Raw genomic sequence first — 18,660 nt, forward strand, 5'->3', positions numbered from 1 at the left:
CGTCACGCTTCCCGGCGGCAAGCCATCATGTAGTTGATGCTCGTGTCGTTGGACAGGCCAAAGTGCCTGGAAATGGGCCGGTAGGTGATGCCCTTGATGTCGACGGGCAAAAGCGAAGCCGCGCGCGCGTACGACGCCAGTTCCGATGGCTTGATGAACCGCGCGTAGTCGTGCGTGCCGCGCGGCAGCATCCGCGCGATGTATTCGGCGCCGACCACCGCGAACAGATACGCCTTCGCGTTGCGATTCAGCGTGGAAAAAAACACCCAGCCGCCCGGCTTCACCAGCGCCGCGCACGCCGCGACGGTGCCCGCGGGATTCGGTACGTGCTCCAGCATTTCCATGCAGGTCACGACGTCATACGACGCCGGCTCACGCGCCGCGAGCGCTTCTGCGGAGATTTCCTCGTAGGCCACTTCGACGCCGCTTTCGAGACTATGCAGATCGGCGACGCCCAATGCATTCGACGACAGATCGATGCCCTTTACCGTCGCGCCGCGCGTGGCCATCGATTCGGACAGGATGCCGCCTCCGCAACCGATGTCCAGGACACGCTTGCCCATGAGGTGCGCGTGATCGTCGATCCACGCGAGCCGCACCGGGTTGAGTTCGTGCAGCGGTTTGAACTCGGCGTTCGGGTCCCACCAGCGATGCGCCAGCTCGCTGAATTTTTGTAGTTCGTGGGGATCGACATTGGTCATGAGAGAAGGCCCTTGCTAGGTCGTGAATCAGTTAGACCGAGTATATAGGCGGTCATTGAGGCGGGCAAAAGGCGCAACGGGCAATGCGTCCGGCATTCGGCAAGAAAATGCGCGATTTCCCGCGATCCGGGCATAAAAAAACCCCCGCCGAGGCGGGGGTTCGATCTGCGGCAATCCGACAGCTTACTGCTGCGGCTGACGCGTCGTGCCGACAACTTCGACTTCCACGCGACGATCCGGTGCGAGGCAGGCGATGAGTTGCTTGCGATTCTTCTGGTTGCACGAACCCTTCGTGACCGGGTCGCGCTTGCCCTTGCCTTCCGTGTAGATACGGTTGGCTTCGATGCCCTTGCTGACGAGGTAAGCCTTCACAGCTTGCGCACGGCGCAGCGACAGACGATCGTTGTACTTGTCCGAACCGATGCGGTCAGTGTAGCCGGTAGCGACCACGACTTCCAGGTTCAGCGCGCCGATCTTCGATGCGAGATCGTCCAGCGCGGTCTTGCCAGCCGGCTTCAGAACTGCCTTGTCGAAGTCGAACAGGGCGTCAGCTTGGTAGGTGACCTTCTGGGTCGTGATTTGCGGAGCCGGAGCCGGCGTCGGAGCGACTGCCGGAGCCGGTGCTTGCGCGACCAGTGCGCCGTCGCACTTGGCGTTAGCCGTTGCCGGCGTCCAGAACGCATCGCGCCAGCACAGTTCGTTCGTGCCGTTCATCCACACATACTCGCCCGTGCCGTTCACCCAGTTGTCATTCACGGCTTGTCGCGAGGCCGGCACCGACTGTGCCGAGGCCGATGCAGCCATAACTGCGGTAGCTGCAATGAACGCGAGCTTTGAAAGTTTATTCATATTTCTCCTCTCGAAATTGAGATTACCGCAGGTTTACTGCGAGCCTGTAGACGAAGACAAGTCATACATTGCTCGAAGTATAACATTCCCCGCGGAGCCAAACGCTGTGTGTAGACTTCGAGCAGTGTCTAACTTTGTGCGTTGGCATTTTGCCATATCGTTCCCTTGCAACGATAAAAATATCCCCGCACCCAGCCCGCTCGCAACCTTATGTGGTGCCTCCGCAACAAGAAAGGGACAGGAGGCGCCAGCCGTCGGACAAGGCGCTCCACGCGCGCATTTGTCATGCCCGAACCGCACCTTTCCGCACCCATTGCCGCGGCTGATTCTGCAGGCAGAAACAGTTGAGGCGGCATGATAGCCCGGCAGCGTGACGAAATGACGGAAAACGTTCCCCGGTTTTTGTAAGTAATTGGTACGAAGAGGGCGAGGCCCGCACCGCGAATGCGGGCGCGCGGGGCAACTGTATGTATACGCGACGCGGCAGGCGCAAATATGCCGCATGGTAGAATCTCCTGATGCGCTGCGTTCGCGGCGCCGCAGCGTACGTCGGCTGCGCGCCTGCCCGGCGTGCGCCGCGCGGCCGGCGGATGGATGTCGCGAGTTCGACGAACGCGCTGCCGTGTCGCTGCTGCACAGTTGAAGACACGGATAATGGATCAATTCGCCAAAGAGACTCTGCCAATCTCCCTCGAGGAGGAAATGCGCCGTTCGTATCTCGATTACGCGATGAGCGTAATCGTCGGGCGCGCGCTTCCCGATGTCCGCGATGGCCTGAAGCCGGTGCATCGCCGGGCGCTGTACTCGATGCACGAACTGAACAACGACTGGAATCGCCCGTACAAGAAGTCGGCGCGTATCGTCGGGGACGTGATCGGTAAGTACCATCCGCACGGAGACGCGTCGGTCTACGAGACGATCGTTCGCATGGCGCAGCCGTTCTCGCTGCGCTACATGCTGGTGGACGGCCAGGGCAACTTCGGTTCGGTCGACGGCGACAACGCCGCGGCCATGCGTTACACCGAAATCCGCATGGCGAAGATCGGCCACGAACTGCTGGCTGACATCGACAAGGAAACGGTCGACTTCGGCCCCAACTACGACGGCAGCGAGAACGAGCCGCTCGTTCTCCCGGCGCGCATTCCCAATCTGCTGATCAACGGCTCGGCCGGTATCGCGGTCGGCATGGCGACCAACATTCCGCCGCACAACCTGCGCGAAATCGTCGATGCCTGCCTGCACTTGCTGAACACGCCGGACGCGACGGTCGACGAACTGATCGAGATCGTCCCGGCGCCGGACTTCCCGACGGCGGGCATCATCTACGGCGTCGCGGGCGTGCGCGACGGCTATCGCACGGGGCGCGGGCGCGTCGTCATGCGGGCGGCCACGCATTTCGAAGAGATCGATCGCGGGCAGCGCATGGCGATCATCGTCGACGAGATTCCGTATCAGGTGAACAAGCGCACGCTGCTCGAGCGCATCGCCGAACTCGTCAACGAGAAGAAGATCGAGGGCATCTCCGACATTCGCGACGAGTCCGACAAGAGCGGCATGCGCGTCGTGATCGAGCTGAAGCGCGGGGAAGTGCCCGAAGTCGTGCTGAACAACCTGTACAAGCAGACGCAGCTTCAAGACACATTCGGCATGAACCTGGTCGCGCTCGTCGACGGCCAGCCGAAGCTGCTGAATCTAAAGGAAATGCTGGAGTGCTTCCTGTCGCACCGGCGGGAAGTGCTGACGCGGCGCACGGTGTTCGAACTGCGCAAGGCGCGCGACCGCGGGCACGTGCTCGAAGGTCTGGCCGTCGCGCTTGCGAACATCGACGAATTCATCGCGATCATCAAGGCGGCGCCGACGCCGCCTATCGCGAAGCAGGAACTGATGAACCGTCCGTGGGACTCGTCGCTCGTGCGCGAGATGCTCACGCGCGCGGAAACCGAGGCTTCGGGCGGGCGTATCGCGTATCGGCCGGAAGGGCTCAATCCTGCGTACGGTCTGCAGGAGGATGGCCTCTACAAACTGTCCGACGTTCAGGCGCAGGAAATCCTGCAGATGCGTCTGCAACGCCTGACCGGGCTCGAACAGGACAAGATCGTCGGCGAATATCGCGACGTGATGGCGCAGATCGCCGACCTGCTCGACATCCTCGCGCGGCCCGAGCGCATCCGTCAGATGATCGTCGACGAACTCGGCCAGGTGCGCACGGAATTCGGCGACGAGCGCCGCTCGCGTATCGAAATGAACGCGACCGAGCTCAACACCGAAGACCTGATCACGCCGCAGGAAATGGTCGTGACCATGTCGCACGCGGGCTATGTGAAGTCGCAGCCGCTTTCCGAGTACCGCGCGCAGAAGCGCGGCGGCCGCGGCAAGCAGGCCACGCAGATGAAGGAAGACGACCTGATCGACACGCTGTTCATCGCGAACACGCACGATCACATGCTGTGCTTCTCCAACCGTGGCCGCGTCTACTGGATCAAGGTCTACGAAGTGCCGCAGGGCTCGCGCAACTCGCGCGGCCGGCCGATCGTCAACATGTTCCCGCTGCAGGACGGCGAGAAGATCAACGTCGTGCTGCCGATCAAGGAATTCTCGGCGGACAAGTACGTGTTCATGGCGACCTCCCTCGGCACCGTCAAGAAGACGCCGCTCGAAGCGTTCAGCCGTCCGCTGAAGAAGGGCATCATCGCGGTCGACCTGGACGAAGGCGATTACCTCGTCGGCGCAGCGATCACCGACGGCGCGCATGACGTCATGCTGTTCTCGGATGCCGGCAAGGCCGTGCGTTTCGACGAAAACGATGTGCGCGCAATGGGCCGCGGCGCGCGCGGCGTGCGCGGCATGCAACTGGAAGACGGGCAGCAGGTCATCGCGCTGCTGGTCGCGGGCGGTGAAACGCAGTCGGTGCTGACCGCGACGGAAAACGGCTTCGGCAAGCGCACGCCGATCCATGAGTACACGCGTCACGGCCGCGGCACGAAGGGCATGATCGCCATCCAGACTTCCGAGCGTAACGGCAAGGTCGTCGCGGCGACGCTCGTCGAACCGGAAAGCGAGATCATGCTGATCACCACGGCGGGCGTGCTCATCCGCACGCGCGTTTCCGAGATACGCGAAATGGGCCGCGCAACCCAAGGTGTTACACTCATCAGCCTTGACGAAGGGACGAAGTTGTCGGGACTGCAGCATATCGCCGAGGCCGAGGCTGAAGCCGAACTCGACGAAGCCGATGCAGCCGCGAACGGCTCCGCGCCCACGCCGGGCGACGCGGAAAACGGAGAAGGCGGCGAAAGTGGTGAGAGCGCCTGATATTTTTTGTGTCGCCGGTTTCTCGCTATCGCTTTTGAAAGCCTGGATTAGTTAAGCTGCGCGACGTGAGCTTCATGCCGGCGCTGCGCTTCGTTTCTTTCAGAAGCCAGCGTTGAGCGCACACCGGGTGTGCAAAGCTCGTCGCCGGTGCTGAACTGGATATTTTTAACAGGGAGTAATGATGCAAGGACGTTTCAAGCAGTGGATGTTGCTGGCCGCTTTCGTGCCGACTTTCGCGATGGCTCAGTCGCTTCAGAACCAGGCGCCGAACCAGGCGGCGGCGCCGGCTGCCGCAGCAGCACCGGTTGATCCGGCCAAGCAAGCCGCGATCAAGGAACTGCTCGACGCAATCGACGCGCAGAAGCTCGTCGGCGCGATCGGCAACAGCGCGCAAATGCAAGCCAAGCAACTGGTTCCGGCAATCCTGTCGGACGCACTGTCGGAGAACAAGTCGCTGAACGACAAGCAGAAGCAAGCTGCCGTTCCGACGCTGCAGAAGAATGCTGTGCCGAAGCTGGTTGACTCGGCAGGTCAGGTTTTCGCAACGGACAGCTTCCGTCAGGACGCCATGAAAGCTCAGTACGACGCGTACGCGAAGTACTACTCGACCGAAGAGATCAAGGACCTGACGAACTTCTACAAGAGCACGACTGGCCGCAAGTTCATCCAGGTCCAGGACCAGGTTGGCCGCGACGTGGTCAACGGTCTGATGCAGAAGTACATGCCGCAAGCGATCAAGGCGACGCGTACGCAAGCCGATTCCGAAGTGGCGAGCGTCAAGGCCGCCAAGTAAGCATGGGCGCGCAGTTCGGGTAGATTCGCCGGCGGGGCACACCGCCCCGCGCGTTGGCGGGTTTTCAGGACAATGCGATAATGGCTGTTTGCGCGAAAGCGCAAGCAGCCATTTCTTTTTAGGCGCGACGAAAGAGGCCACGTCCCAACGGACACTGTCTCTTCGCCGGTCCGTATTCTCGGCAGCGCCTGCCATTCGGGACCCTCAGATGCGCGTGTTCAATTTCTCCGCCGGCCCGGCCGCGATGCCAGAAGAAGTGCTGAAGCAAGCCGCCGACGAAATGCTCGACTGGCAAGGCAGCGGCATGAGCGTGATGGAAATGAGTCACCGTGGCGCCGAATTCATGTCGATTCACGAGGCGGCGCTGACGGATCTGCGTGAATTGCTGAACGTACCGGCATCGCATCGCATTCTGTTCTTGCAAGGCGGCGGCATTGGAGAAAACGCCATCGTGCCGATGAACATGCTCGGCACGAAGAAGACTGCGGACTTCGTCGTGACCGGTTCGTGGTCGACGAAATCGCTCAAGGAAGCGCACAAATACTGCACGCCGCACGTGGCCGCCACCGGCAAGACGGAGCAAGGATTCACACGCGTGCCGCGCATCGACGAATGGAAGCTGTCGGACGATCCCGCCTACGTTCATCTCTGCACGAACGAAACCATCGATGGCGTGGAAGCGTTCGACATTCCCGATCTCGGCGATATTCCGCTCGTCGCGGATGCGTCGTCGCATATTCTCTCGCGCCCGATGGATGTCGCGAAATACGGCGTGCTGTTCGGCGGCGCGCAGAAGAACATCGGCATGGCAGGTGTCACGGTGGTGATCGTGCGTGAAGACCTGCTGGACCGCGCACTCGCCATTTGCCCGTCGGCTTTCGAATGGAAGACGGTCGCCGAGAACAACTCGATGTACAACACGCCGCCCACGTACGCCATCTACATTGCGGGGCTCGTCTTCAAGTGGCTGAAAAAGCAGGGCGGCCTGCAGGCGATCGAAGCGCGCAACGTCGAGAAGGCGAAGCTCCTTTACGACACCATCGATTCCAGCGATTTCTACATCAACAAGGTGGAGCGGCAGAACCGTTCGCGCATGAACGTGCCGTTCTTCCTCGCCGATGAATCGCGCAACACCGATTTCCTGGCCGGCGCAAAAGCGCGCGGCCTTCTGCAACTGAAGGGCCACAAGTCCGTCGGCGGCATGCGGGCATCGATCTACAACGCGGTGCCGGTCGAGGGCGTACGGGCTCTCGTCGAATACATGAAGGAATTCGAGCGCGAATGCGCTTAACCCGCATCCGGACATCAAAGCACCGCATGGACGACGACCTCAATACGAAACTCAAGCCACTGCGCGAGCGCATCGACGCGCTCGATGCGCAACTCATCGCCTTGCTGAACCAGCGCGCTTCCGTGGCGCTCGAAGTCGGCGAGGTGAAGAAGCATTTCAACGCGCCCGTCTTTCGTCCGGAGCGCGAGATGCAGGTCATTGCGCGCCTTCAGGAGATGAGCGACGGGCCGCTCGCCGCCGCGCACATCAGCGCGATCTGGCGCGAGATCATGGCCGCGAGCCGCGCGCTCGAACAGACGATTCGCGCCGCGTTCCTCGGGCCGGTCGGCACCTATAGCGAACAGGCGATGTTCGAATACTTCGGCCATTCGATCGAGGGGCTCGCGTGTCCGTCGATCGACGAAGTGTTCCGTTCCGTCGAAGCAGGCGCGGCCCAGTATGGCGTGGTGCCGGTCGAAAATTCGGCGGAAGGCGCGGTGTCGCGCACGCTCGACCTGCTGCTGCAAACGCAATTGCTGATCGGCGGCGAACTCGCGCTGCCGATCCATCACAACCTGCTGACGGCGTCCGGCACGCTCGACGGCGTAACGCGCGTCTGCGCGCATCCGCAGGCGATCGCGCAGTGCCAGCGCTGGCTGTCGACGAACGCGCCGCGTCTCGAGCGGCAAGCCGTGTCGAGCAATGCCGAAGCAGCGCGCATCGCGGTCAGCGATCCGACTGTCGCGGCCATCGCGGGCGATCGTGCCGCCACGCATTACGGGCTCAGCGTCGTCTCGCCGATGATTCAGGACGATCCGCACAATCGCACGCGCTTCGTGATCATCGGCAAGCAGCCGACCGATTCGAGCGGGCACGATCAGACTTCACTCATCGTCTCGGTGGCGAACGAGCCCGGCGCGGTGTTCAAGCTGCTCGAGCCGCTCGCGAAGCACGGCGTTTCCATGACGCGCTTCGAGTCGCGGCCCGCGCGCATCGGCACGTGGGAGTATTACTTCTATATCGATGTCGAAGGCCATCGCGACGATACCGCTGTGGCCGCCGCGCTCGATGAACTCGGACGCAAGGCTGCGTTCCTGAAGATTCTCGGGTCCTATCCGCGCGCCCGGTAGAATCCGCGCTTTCAGCCGTCCGATTGTCCCGCGTCCTCGCGACGCGTTTTCTCCGGTGCTCCGTGACCGCGTTCACTTTCAACAAACTGGTTATCTTCGGTGTCGGCCTGATCGGCGGGTCGCTGGCGCGCGCCCTGCGCGAACGCGCGGGGCTTCGCGGGCGCGTCGTCGGCGTCGGGCGTTCGGCGCAGTCGGTGGCGCGCGCGCTCGAACTCGGCGTGATCGATGAAGCCGCCGCGTGCGACGATGACGCCGCGCTCGCCCGCGCCCTCGAAGGCGCGGACGTCGTTCTGCTGGCCGCGCCGGTCGCGCAGACGGAGCCGCTGCTCGCACGCATTGCGCCGTTTCTCGACGGGCGGACCGTCGTGACCGACGCCGGCAGCACTAAGAGCGATGTCGTCGCCGCGGCGCGCTCGGCGCTCGGCGCGCGCATCGCGCAATTCGTGCCGGGACATCCGATCGCCGGGCGCGAATCGAGCGGCGTCGACGCCGCGCTGTCCGAGCTTTACGTCGATCGCAACGTGGTGCTGTGTCCGCTCGAAGAGAACGCGCCGGAAGCCGTCGAACGGATCGTGGCGATGTGGCGGGCAACCGGGGCCGCCGTGCATCGGATGAGCGAGGCGCAGCACGATCGCGTGTTTGCGTCGGTGAGCCATCTGCCGCACGTGCTGTCATTTGCGCTCGTCGAGCAGATTCTCGAAGCGCCCGACGCGCAGTTGAAATTCTCGTTCGCGGCGGGCGGTTTCCGCGACTTCACGCGCATCGCAGCGTCCAGCCCGGAAATGTGGCGCGACGTCTGCATCGCGAACCGGACCGCGCTGCTCGCCGAACTTGACGCCTACACCGATGTGCTCGCGCGGTTTCGGGCGGCCATCGACGCATCGGACGGCGCTGCGCTCGAAGCGGCGTTTGCGCGCTCGCGCGTCGCGCGCCAGGAATGGCAGGAACGCGGCGGCATCAGGATTCCCGGCGATAACGCCGCGAAATAAGGACACACCATGGAACATCTCGATCTCGGACCTTTCGCTCGCGCGTCCGGCACGGTGCGGCTGCCCGGCTCGAAGAGCATCTCGAACCGCGTGCTGCTGCTCGCGGCGCTGTCGGCGGGCGAAACCGCCATCACCAATCTGCTCGATTCCGACGATACGCGCGTGATGCTTGCCGCGCTGGAAGCGCTCGGCGTCGGGCTGAAGCGCGATGGCGAACGCGTCATCGTGACCGGGACCGGCGGCGCGTTTCCGACGAAATCGGCAGAACTGTTTCTCGGCAACGCTGGCACGGCGGTGCGCCCGCTCACGGCGGCGCTGGCGGTCAACGGCGGGGAATATCGCGTGCATGGCGTGCCGCGCATGCACGAGCGGCCGATCGGCGATCTCGTCGACGGCTTGCGTCAGATCGGGGCGTCGATCGACTACGAGCAGAACGACGGCTTCCCGCCCCTCCGGATTCACGCATCGAAGATCGCCGTCGACAAGCCGATCCGCGTGCGCGGGGACGTGTCGAGCCAGTTTCTCACCGCACTCCTGATGAGCCTGCCCGTGATCGAAGGCGGCAGCGGCCCGGTCACCATCGAAGTGGAAGGCGAGCTGATCTCGAAGCCGTACATCGACATCACGATCCGGCTGATGGAACGCTTCGGCGTGGCGGTCGAACGCGACGGCTGGGCGCGCTTCACCGTCCCGGCGGGCGCGGCTTACCGGTCGCCGGGCGCGATCATGGTCGAAGGCGATGCGTCGTCGGCGTCGTATTTTCTCGCGGCGGGCGCGATCGGCCACGGGCCGGTGCGCGTCGAAGGCGTCGGACGGTCGAGCATCCAGGGCGACGTGGGCTTCGCGGATGCGCTCAATCGCATGGGCGCGAACGTGATGATGGGCGACGACTGGATCGAAGTGCGCGGCGTCGAATCGGAAGACGGCAAGCTCGCCCCCATCGACATGGACTTCAATCTGATTCCCGACGCCGCGATGACCATCGCGGTGGCTGCGCTGTTCGCGAGCGGCACCACGACGCTGCGCAACATCGCGAGCTGGCGCGTGAAGGAAACGGACCGCATCGCCGCGATGGCGACGGAACTGCGCAAGGTCGGTGCGACGGTGGAAGAGGGCGCGGATTACCTCGTCGTCACGCCGCCCGCGCGGCTCAACGGCAACGCGGCGATCGACACTTACGACGATCACCGCATGGCGATGTGCTTCTCGCTGGTCAGCCTGGGCGGCGTGCCGGTGCGCATCAACGATCCGAAGTGCGTCAACAAGACGTTCCCCGACTATTTCGACCGTTTCGCGACGCTCACCCGGACGTGAGCCGCGCAATGCCTTCGATTCACACCGTAACGACCGGCCGTAACGGCCACACGCAATGAAACCGACTCGCCCATTCGACCCCATTCCAGTTATCACCATCGACGGGCCGACGGCGTCGGGCAAAGGGACCGTCGCGGCGCTCGTCGCGGCCACGCTCGGCTTCCACCTGCTCGACAGCGGCGCGCTCTACCGGCTCGCGGCGCTGGCGAGCATCCGCTATGACATCGATCAGGGCGACGCCGGCGCGCTTGCGACACTTGTCGACGACCTGCATATCACGTTCCGGGAGGGCTTGGCGCAGCTCGACGGCGTCGACGTTTCGACTGAAATCCGGGCGGAAGAGGTCGGCAATCGAGCTTCTTCGATTGCGGTTCACCCGGCGGTGCGGCAGGCGCTCGTCGCGCGCCAGCGGGCGTTTCGGAAGCGCCCGGGCCTCGTCGCCGACGGCCGCGACATGGGCACCGTCATCTTCCCCGACGGCACGCTTAAGGTCTTTCTTACCGCGAGCGTCGAGGCGCGCGCGGCGAGGCGCTATAAGCAATTGATGCAAAAAGGCTTTTCTGCTAATATGGATGACTTGCTGCGCGATTTGCGCGAACGCGACGCCCGGGACACCAACCGTGCGGCCGCGCCGCTCAAGCCCGCAGCGGACGCGAAGACGCTGGACACGTCGAGTCTTTCCATCGACCAGGCGGTCGAGCAGATCATCGGCTGGTACGGCGAAATTCGCGTTCAGTAAGGAAAGTCGTGAAAGCAGTAATCCGGCGTCGCCGGAAGTTTGGTGCTCCGTCAGAAGCGGAGCGTGTGTTAAACCCCTTAACCCCGTGCGGCTTCGCGCACTTACCGGTCCAGCGTCCGGCTTTCCCGGGCCATTGAGGCCACCGCGCCAAGGCTGTGCAAACATCGATTTTTATGTCCGACCTGCAAACCTCCACCCCGAATACCGAATCTTTCGCGGCTCTGTTCGAAGAGTCGCTGACCAAGCAGGACATGCGCGCCGGCGAAGTGATCTCCGCCGAAGTCGTGCGTGTCGACCACAACTTCGTGGTCGTGAATGCTGGTCTCAAGTCCGAAGCCTATATTCCGCTCGAAGAATTCCTGAACGACGCGGGTGAAGTGGAAGTGCAGGCGGGCGACTTCGTTTCCGTCGCGATCGACGCGCTGGAAAACGGCTATGGCGACACCATCCTGTCGCGCGACAAGGCGAAGCGCCTCGCTTCGTGGCTGTCGCTGGAAAAGGCGCTGGACAACAACGAACTCGTCACCGGCACCATCACCGGCAAGGTGAAGGGCGGCATGACCGTGATGGTCAACGGCATCCGCGCGTTCCTGCCGGGTTCGCTCGTCGACACGCGTCCCGTCAAGGACACGACGCCGTACGAAGGCAAGACGCTCGAATTCCGCGTGATCAAGCTGGACCGCAAGCGTAACAACGTCGTGCTGTCGCGCCGCGCTGTCATCGAGGCAACGCAAGGCGAAGAGCGCGCCAAGCTGCTCGAGACGCTGAAGGAAGGCGCGATCGTCGAAGGCGTGGTCAAGAACATCACCGACTACGGCGCGTTCGTGGACCTCGGCGGCATCGACGGCCTGCTGCACATCACCGACATCGCATGGCGTCGCGTGCGTCACCCGTCGGAAGTGCTGTCGGTCGGCCAGGAAGTCACGGCCAAGATCCTCAAGTTCGACCAAGAGAAGAACCGCGTTTCGCTCGGCATCAAGCAACTGGGCGACGATCCGTGGGAAGGCATCTCGCGCCGTTACCCGTCGGGCACGCGCCTGTTCGGCAAGGTTACGAACATCACCGACTACGGCGCATTCGTCGAAGTGGAATCGGGCATCGAAGGCCTCGTCCACGTGTCGGAAATGGACTGGACCAACAAGAACGTTGCGCCGTCGAAGGTCGTGCAACTCGGTGACGAAGTCGAAGTCATGGTTCTCGAAATCGACGAAGACCGCCGCCGTATCTCCCTCGGCATGAAGCAGTGCAAGCCGAATCCGTGGGATGACTTCAGCCGCAACTTCAAGAAGGGCGACAAGATCAGCGGCGCCATCAAGTCGATCACCGACTTCGGCGTGTTCATCGGTCTGCCTGGCGGTATCGACGGTCTGGTTCACCTGTCGGACCTGTCGTGGTCGGAAACCGGCGAAGAAGCCGTCCGCAAGTACAAGAAGGGCGACGAAGTCGAAGCCGTGGTTCTGGGCATCGACGTCGAGAAGGAGCGCATTTCGCTCGGCATCAAGCAGCTCGAAGGCGATCCGTTCAGCAACTTCGTCGCGATCAACGACAAGGGCGCGATTGTCGACGGCGTCGTGAAGTCGGTCGATCCGAAGGGTGCGGTCGTTACGCTGTCCGGCGAAATCGAAGGCTATCTCCGCGCTTCGGAAATCGCACAGGACCGCGTGGAAGATGCGCGCAACGTGCTGAAGGAAGGCGACAAGGTCAACGCGATGATCATCAACATCGATCGCAAGTCGCGCGGCATCAACCTGTCGATCAAGGCGAAGGATTCGGCGGAGCAGCAGGAAGCCATGCGCGGTCTGCAAGCTTCGGATTCGAACGCCGCCGCGACCGGCACGACCAACCTCGGCGCGCTGCTCAAGGCCAAGCTCGACGGCCAGAACAGCTAAGCCTTAAAGGCATTGCTGCAGTATGACCAAAAGTGAATTGGTCGCCCAGTTGGCGCTGCGATTTCCGCAACTTGTCCTCAAGGACGCGGATTTCGCAGTGAAGACGATGCTCGATGCGATGTCGGAGGCGCTTGCCAACGGTCACCGCATCGAGATTCGCGGCTTCGGCAGCTTCGGGCTCAACCGCCGTCCGTCGCGCGTCGGGCGCAATCCGAAGTCGGGTGAAAAAGTGCTGGTGCCGGAGAAATTCGTGCCGCACTTCAAGCCGGGCAAGGAGTTGCGCGAACGCGTCGATGGCCGCGCCGGTGAGCCGCTGAAGGCGTCGAATGACGACGATGCGGACGATCTCTGATCGGCGCGCATCGGTGCCGACGGCTCCCGCGCATGCGGACAGGCCGATCGTCGTGACGTCCGGCCATGAGGCAATCGACCAGAAAGCACCCCTCGGGGTGCTTTTTTTACGTCTGCAAACCGCCGTGGAGGTCTGCAGCGCCGTCCGGACGTTCGCTAGCGCACACAGACTCTTACATTCCTACTAAAGCCTTACCCGTGCTTCGGTGTCCCCGGCCAGATGCATCCATTACAATACCGGTCACTTTGACTCGGGTAATCACGTAGGCCGACCGGACGGGAAGGCTGCGGGATGCAACCGCTCTTGCGAGACCCCACATGAAATTCATCGTCTGGCTGATCCGCGTTCTGGTCTTCGTGCTGCTGCTCGTGCTGGCGCTCGCCAATACCCAGACGGCGACGCTGAATTTCCTTGCGGGCTACGCCTGGGATGCGCCGCTGATCCTCATCGGTCTCGCGTTCTTCATCGTAGGCTTGCTGGCAGGGCTCGTTTCGGCCGTCCCGGCGATGCTGCGCGTGCGCATGGAAAACGGGCGTCTGAAGCGCGAGTTGCGCGTCGCGCGCGAAACGCCGGTCGTCAAGGAGCAACCGCCGATGCCGCCCCTCATATGAGCGCATTCCCGCCACGCAAACAGCAGACACCTAACCGACTCAACCACACATTCGCATGGATCTAGACTTCTGGTGGCTGCTCGTCATTCCCGTGGCCTTCGCGCTCGGATGGATGGCGTCGCGCTACGACCTGAAAACGCTGCTGTCGGAGAATGCGAATCTGCCGCGCTCCTATTTCCGCGGCCTGAACTTCCTGCTCAACGAGCAGCACGACAAGGCGATCGACGCGTTTGTGGAAGTCGCGAAGCTGGACCCCGAAACCATCGAATTGCACTTCGCGCTCGGCAATCTGTTTCGCCGGCGCGGGGAAACGGACCGCGCAATCCGCGTGCATCAGAATCTGTTGAGCCGCGCCGATCTTCCCGTCGCCGAGCGCGACCACGCGCTGTATGAACTGGGTCAAGATTTTTCTGAAAGCGGGTCTGCTCGATCGCGCCGAGGAAACGTTCCGCTCGCTGGATGCGGGCGAATACTCGCTCGGCGCACAGCGCGCGCTGCTGACCATTTACGAGATCGAGAAAGACTGGCCGAAGTCGATCGCGACGGCGGAACGCATCGAGAAGATGGGCGCGCCGTCGCTGCATATGGAGATCGCGCATTTTCACTGCGAGCTCGCGCAGGAAGCGTTGCAGCGCAAGAATCTCGACGATGCCCGCGCCGAGCTGAAACTCGCGCTGGCATCGAATCCGGACAACGTGCGCGCGACCATCCTCGCGGGCGATGTCGAAGCCGCCGCCGGCAATATCGAAGCCGCGATTGCCGGATGGAAGCGCGTCGAAGCGCAGAACGAGGCGTATCTGCCGCTCGTCGCCGAAAAGCTGATGAAGGCGTACGCCGCGCTCGGGCGCAAGGACGAAGGCGTCGAGCTGCTGACCGATTACGCGAGCCGCTATCCGTCGAACGATCTGCTCGATGTCGCCTATAAGCATGTCCAGGAACTGCGCGGCCTGGAAGCGGCACACGCACTCGCACGCAGGCAGATGCAAAGCGCGCCGAATCTTGCCGGCATGACGCGGCTGCTCGAAGCGCAGGAAGCGACCGCCGAGGAGCCGCGCCGCGGCGAACTGGAACTCATGCGCACGCTCGTCAAACAGCGCACCAAGAATCTGCCGCGGTACACGTGTCAAACATGTGGATTCCGCGCCCGTCTTTTTTATTGGCAATGCCCCGGATGCAGCGGCTGGGAAACTTACGCGCCGCGACGCGTCGAACCCATCACGAGCTCGGCCTGAGTTGCAGCATGGCGGGCGTGTTCATCTGGAACGCCCGTGACGGCCGGCACCATTGAAACCAACGGAGAGCTATGAAAGTTACCATCGTGGGTACGGGTTATGTCGGTCTGGTGACCGGCGCATGTCTCGCTGAAATTGGCAATGACGTATTTTGCGTCGATGTCGATCCGCGCAAGATCGATATCCTGAACAGTGGCGGCGTGCCGATTCACGAGCCCGGCCTGCAGGAAATGCTCAAGCGCTGCCGCGCGGCAGGGCGCATCCAGTTCTCCACCGATGTGAAGGCAAGCGTCGAGCACGGCGACATCCAGTTCATCGCGGTCGGCACGCCGCCCGACGAAGACGGCTCGGCGGACCTGCAGTACGTGCTGGCGGCGGCGCGCAACATCGGTCGCTACTCGAACGGCTTCAAGGTGATCGTCGATAAATCGACGGTGCCGGTCGGCACGGCGCTGCAAGTCAAGCGCGTCATCGACGAAGAGCTGAAGTCGCGCGGGCTCGAAGGCGCGGACAAGCACGGCTTCTCGGTCGTGTCGAACCCGGAGTTCCTGAAAGAAGGTGCGGCGGTGGACGATTTCATGCGTCCGGACCGCATCGTGATCGGCATCGACGACGACCAGGCGGGAAACCGCGCGCGCGAAATGATGAAGCGCCTCTACGCGCCGTTCAACCGCAATCACGAACGCACGCTTTATATGGACGTGCGCTCCGCCGAGTTCACGAAATACGCAGCCAACGCGATGCTCGCGACGCGCATTTCGTTCATGAACGACCTCTCGAATCTCGCGGATGCCGTCGACGCCGATATCGAATCGGTGCGGCGCGGCATTGGCTCGGACCCGCGCATCGGTTATCACTTCCTGTATGCGGGCTGCGGTTATGGCGGCTCGTGCTTCCCGAAGGACGTGCAGGCGCTCGTGCAGACCGCGCGGGAAAACGGGCATCGGCTGCAGATTCTCGAAGCGGTGGAGGCAGTCAACGACGCGCAGAAGGAAGTGCTCGTCAACAAGATCGTCCGGCGCATGGGCGAAGATCTGCGCGGCCGCACGTTCGCCGTGTGGGGACTCGCGTTCAAGCCGAATACCGACGACATGCGCGAGGCGTCGAGCCGTCGCCTGATTGCGTCGCTGCTCGAACGCGGCGCGACCGTGCGCGCGTATGATCCGGTAGCGATGCAGGAAGCGCAGCGCGTGTTCGCACTCGATCTCGCCGATCGCAAGAGCGACATGGACCGGCTGCACTTCGTGAATACGCAGCAGGAAGCGTTGACGGGCGCGGACGCGCTCGTCATCGTGACGGAATGGAAGGAATTCAAGAGCCCCGACTTCGGGCACTTGAAGAGCGAGCTGAAGATGCCGGTGATCTTCGATGGCCGCAATCTGTATGAACCGGAAACGATGGCTGAATTAGGCATCGATTATTTTGCAATAGGACGTCCCCATGTCGAACTCGACGGCAATGGAAGCCGGCAGTAATCCGGCGAATATCCCTGTAGTGCCGCGCGCCCGCATTTCTGCGGCGCGCGTGCTGGTGGTCGGCGATGTCATGCTCGACCGGTACTGGTTCGGCGATGTGAACCGCATCTCGCCGGAAGCGCCCGTGCCGGTCGTGCATGTGCAGAAGAAGGAAGACCGCCTGGGCGGCGCGGCGAACGTCGCGCGCAACGCGGCGGCGCTCGGCGCGCAGGCGGGCCTGCTTTGCGTCGTCGGGCATGACGAACCGGGCGAGCGCATCGTCGAATTGCTCGGTGAAAGCCGGGTGACGGGGCATCTCGCCCGCGATGCCGAACTGCTCACGACCATCAAGCTACGCGTGTTGTCGCGCCAGCAGCAACTGCTGCGCGTCGATTTCGAGAACACGCCGAATCACGAAGTGCTGCGTGCATGCCTGGAACGCTTCACGGAACTGCTGCCGCAGCACGACGTCATTCTGATGTCCGATTACGCCAAGGGCGGCCTCACACACGTCACGCAGATGATCAGCGACGCGCGGGCCGCCGGCAAACCCGTGCTCGTCGATCCTAAGGGCGACGACTGGGAACGCTATCGCGGCGCGACGCTCATTACGCCGAATCGCGCGGAGTTGCGCGAGGTGATCGGCCAGTGGAAGTCGGAAGACGACCTGCACGAGCGGGTGACGAAGCTGCGCGCCGATCTGGACCTGAGTGCGCTGTTGCTCACGCGTTCGGAAGAGGGCATGACGCTCTTCACCGCGAACGAAACGTTGCACAATTCGGCCGAAGCGCGCGAAGTGTATGATGTATCGGGCGCGGGCGACACCGTCATTGCAACCGTTGCAACGATGCTCGGCGCGGGCGTGCCCCTCGTCGATTCCATCGTCTATGCGAATCGCGCCGCGGGCATCGTCGTGGGCAAGCTCGGCACGGCGACCGTCGAATACAACGAACTCTTCGCCTGACCCAACCTGACTACTTCGCCATGACCTTCATCGTTACCGGGGCGGCCGGCTTCATCGGCAGCAATATCGTCAAGGCGCTCAACGAGCGCGGCGAGAACCGCGTGATCGCGGTGGACAATCTCACGCGCGCGGATAAATTCAAGAATCTGGTCGACTGCGAAATCGACGATTACCTCGATAAAACCGAGTTCGTCGAGCGCTTTCGCCGTGGCGATTTCGGCCGGGTGCGTGCGGTGTTTCATGAAGGCGCCTGTTCGGACACGATGGAAACCGACGGCCGCTACATGATGGACAACAACTTCCGCTATAGCCGGGACGTGATGGACATCTGTCTCGAGCAGGGCGCGCAGTTTCTGTATGCGTCGTCGGCGGCGACGTATGGCGGTTCGAGCCGCTTCGTCGAAGATCGCGAAGTCGAGAAGCCGCTCAACGTCTACGGCTATTCGAAGTTCCTGTTCGATCAGATCGTGCGCCAGGTCTTGCCAAAGGCGGGCAGTCAGATCGTCGGCTTCCGGTACTTCAACGTGTACGGCCCGCGTGAGACGCACAAAGGCCGCATGGCGTCGGTCGCGTTCCACAACTTCAATCAGTTCCGCTCCGAAGGCAAGGTGAAACTCTTCGGCGAGTACAACGGCTATGCGGCGGGCGAGCAGACCCGCGATTTCGTGTCCGTCGAAGACGTGGTGAAGGTCAATCTGCACTTCCTCGATCATCCGGAGAAGTCGGGCATTTTTAATCTCGGCACAGGGCGCGCGCAGCCGTTCAACGACATCGCATCGACGGTCGTGAATTCGCTGCGAGCGATGAACGGCGAAGCGCCGCTGTCGCTCGCCGAACTCGTGCAGCGCGGGCTTATCGAGTACATCCCGTTCCCCGACGCGCTGCGCGGCAAGTACCAATGCTTCACGCAAGCCGACCAGACGCGCCTGCGCGAAGCCGGCTACGACGCGCCGTTCCTGACCGTTCAGGAAGGCGTCGATCGCTACGTGCGTTGGCTATTCGGCCAGCTATAAACGCGTTCGCAGTCTCTCTACACTGGGTCTCGCGGTCGGCACTGTTCG

Annotated in this window: 15 protein-coding genes and 1 pseudogene; 14 read left to right on the top strand and 2 right to left on the bottom strand. The window is 62.7% G+C overall.

All coding sequences use genetic code 11. The features are described from left to right. Positions 1-2: 2 nt before the first annotated feature. Positions 3-701, bottom strand: coding sequence for a bifunctional 2-polyprenyl-6-hydroxyphenol methylase/3-demethylubiquinol 3-O-methyltransferase UbiG (gene ubiG / locus P9220_RS07685; RefSeq protein WP_309764306.1), 699 nt, complete (start codon positions 699-701; stop codon positions 3-5). Between the two features lie 183 nt (positions 702-884). Further along, positions 885-1,550, bottom strand: coding sequence for an outer membrane protein OmpA (gene ompA / locus P9220_RS07690; protein WP_309764307.1), 666 nt, complete (start codon positions 1,548-1,550; stop codon positions 885-887). 654 nt (positions 1,551-2,204) lie between these two features. Between ompA and gyrA the strand changes: the two genes are divergently transcribed. The 14 genes and pseudogenes from gyrA (at position 2,205) to rfaD (ending at position 18,612) form a co-directional block, all read left to right on the top strand. Then, positions 2,205-4,862, top strand: a complete 2,658-nt coding sequence (gyrA, locus tag P9220_RS07695; RefSeq protein WP_309764308.1) for a DNA gyrase subunit A — start codon at positions 2,205-2,207, stop codon at positions 4,860-4,862. A 181-nt stretch (positions 4,863-5,043) separates the two neighbouring features. Further along, the gene (locus P9220_RS07700) at positions 5,044-5,655 is read left to right on the top strand and encodes a DUF2059 domain-containing protein (RefSeq protein WP_309765420.1); all 612 of its coding nucleotides are present in this window, start codon (positions 5,044-5,046) and stop codon (positions 5,653-5,655) included. A gap of 208 nt (positions 5,656-5,863) precedes the next feature. After that, the gene (gene serC / locus P9220_RS07705) at positions 5,864-6,946 is read left to right on the top strand and encodes a 3-phosphoserine/phosphohydroxythreonine transaminase (protein WP_309764309.1); all 1,083 of its coding nucleotides are present in this window, start codon (positions 5,864-5,866) and stop codon (positions 6,944-6,946) included. 26 nt (positions 6,947-6,972) lie between these two features. Next, a complete protein-coding gene (gene pheA, locus P9220_RS07710) occupies positions 6,973-8,055 on the top strand; it encodes a prephenate dehydratase (RefSeq protein WP_309764310.1) in 1,083 nt (360 codons plus the stop codon). Positions 8,056-8,117: 62 nt separating this feature from the next. Then, on the top strand, positions 8,118-9,044 hold the full coding sequence (locus tag P9220_RS07715; RefSeq protein ID WP_309764311.1) for a prephenate dehydrogenase/arogenate dehydrogenase family protein: 927 nt from the start codon (positions 8,118-8,120) through the stop codon (positions 9,042-9,044). Positions 9,045-9,053: 9 nt separating this feature from the next. Beyond that, positions 9,054-10,358 carry a 3-phosphoshikimate 1-carboxyvinyltransferase gene (gene aroA / locus P9220_RS07720; protein WP_309764312.1) on the top strand — a complete coding sequence of 435 codons (1,305 nt, stop codon included), beginning with the start codon at positions 9,054-9,056 and terminating at the stop codon, positions 10,356-10,358. A gap of 55 nt (positions 10,359-10,413) precedes the next feature. Continuing rightward, positions 10,414-11,097 (top strand): (d)CMP kinase, encoded by a 684-nt coding sequence (gene cmk, locus P9220_RS07725; protein WP_309764313.1) that lies wholly within the window; start codon positions 10,414-10,416, stop codon positions 11,095-11,097. 155 nt (positions 11,098-11,252) lie between these two features. Then, positions 11,253-12,986 carry a 30S ribosomal protein S1 gene (gene rpsA / locus P9220_RS07730; RefSeq protein ID WP_309764314.1) on the top strand — a complete coding sequence of 578 codons (1,734 nt, stop codon included), beginning with the start codon at positions 11,253-11,255 and terminating at the stop codon, positions 12,984-12,986. A gap of 22 nt (positions 12,987-13,008) precedes the next feature. After that, complete coding sequence (locus P9220_RS07735) at positions 13,009-13,338, top strand: integration host factor subunit beta (protein ID WP_035959682.1); 330 nt, start codon at positions 13,009-13,011, stop codon at positions 13,336-13,338. A gap of 317 nt (positions 13,339-13,655) precedes the next feature. Next, on the top strand, positions 13,656-13,949 hold the full coding sequence (locus P9220_RS07740) for a LapA family protein (protein ID WP_309764315.1): 294 nt from the start codon (positions 13,656-13,658) through the stop codon (positions 13,947-13,949). Between the two features lie 55 nt (positions 13,950-14,004). Beyond that, positions 14,005-15,181 (top strand): annotated as a pseudogene (gene lapB / locus P9220_RS07745) (lipopolysaccharide assembly protein LapB). Positions 15,182-15,252: 71 nt separating this feature from the next. Continuing rightward, complete coding sequence (locus P9220_RS07750; protein ID WP_309764316.1) at positions 15,253-16,656, top strand: UDP-glucose/GDP-mannose dehydrogenase family protein; 1,404 nt, start codon at positions 15,253-15,255, stop codon at positions 16,654-16,656. Next, positions 16,622-17,599 carry a D-glycero-beta-D-manno-heptose-7-phosphate kinase gene (gene rfaE1, locus P9220_RS07755; protein WP_309764317.1) on the top strand — a complete coding sequence of 326 codons (978 nt, stop codon included), beginning with the start codon at positions 16,622-16,624 and terminating at the stop codon, positions 17,597-17,599. The genes P9220_RS07750 and rfaE1 overlap by 35 nt, the downstream gene beginning before the upstream one ends. A gap of 20 nt (positions 17,600-17,619) precedes the next feature. Beyond that, positions 17,620-18,612 (top strand): ADP-glyceromanno-heptose 6-epimerase, encoded by a 993-nt coding sequence (gene rfaD / locus P9220_RS07760; RefSeq protein WP_309764318.1) that lies wholly within the window; start codon positions 17,620-17,622, stop codon positions 18,610-18,612. Positions 18,613-18,660: the final 48 nt, after the last annotated feature.

The organism is Caballeronia sp. LZ016 (assembly GCF_031450805.1).
GTDB lineage: Bacteria > Pseudomonadota > Gammaproteobacteria > Burkholderiales > Burkholderiaceae > Caballeronia.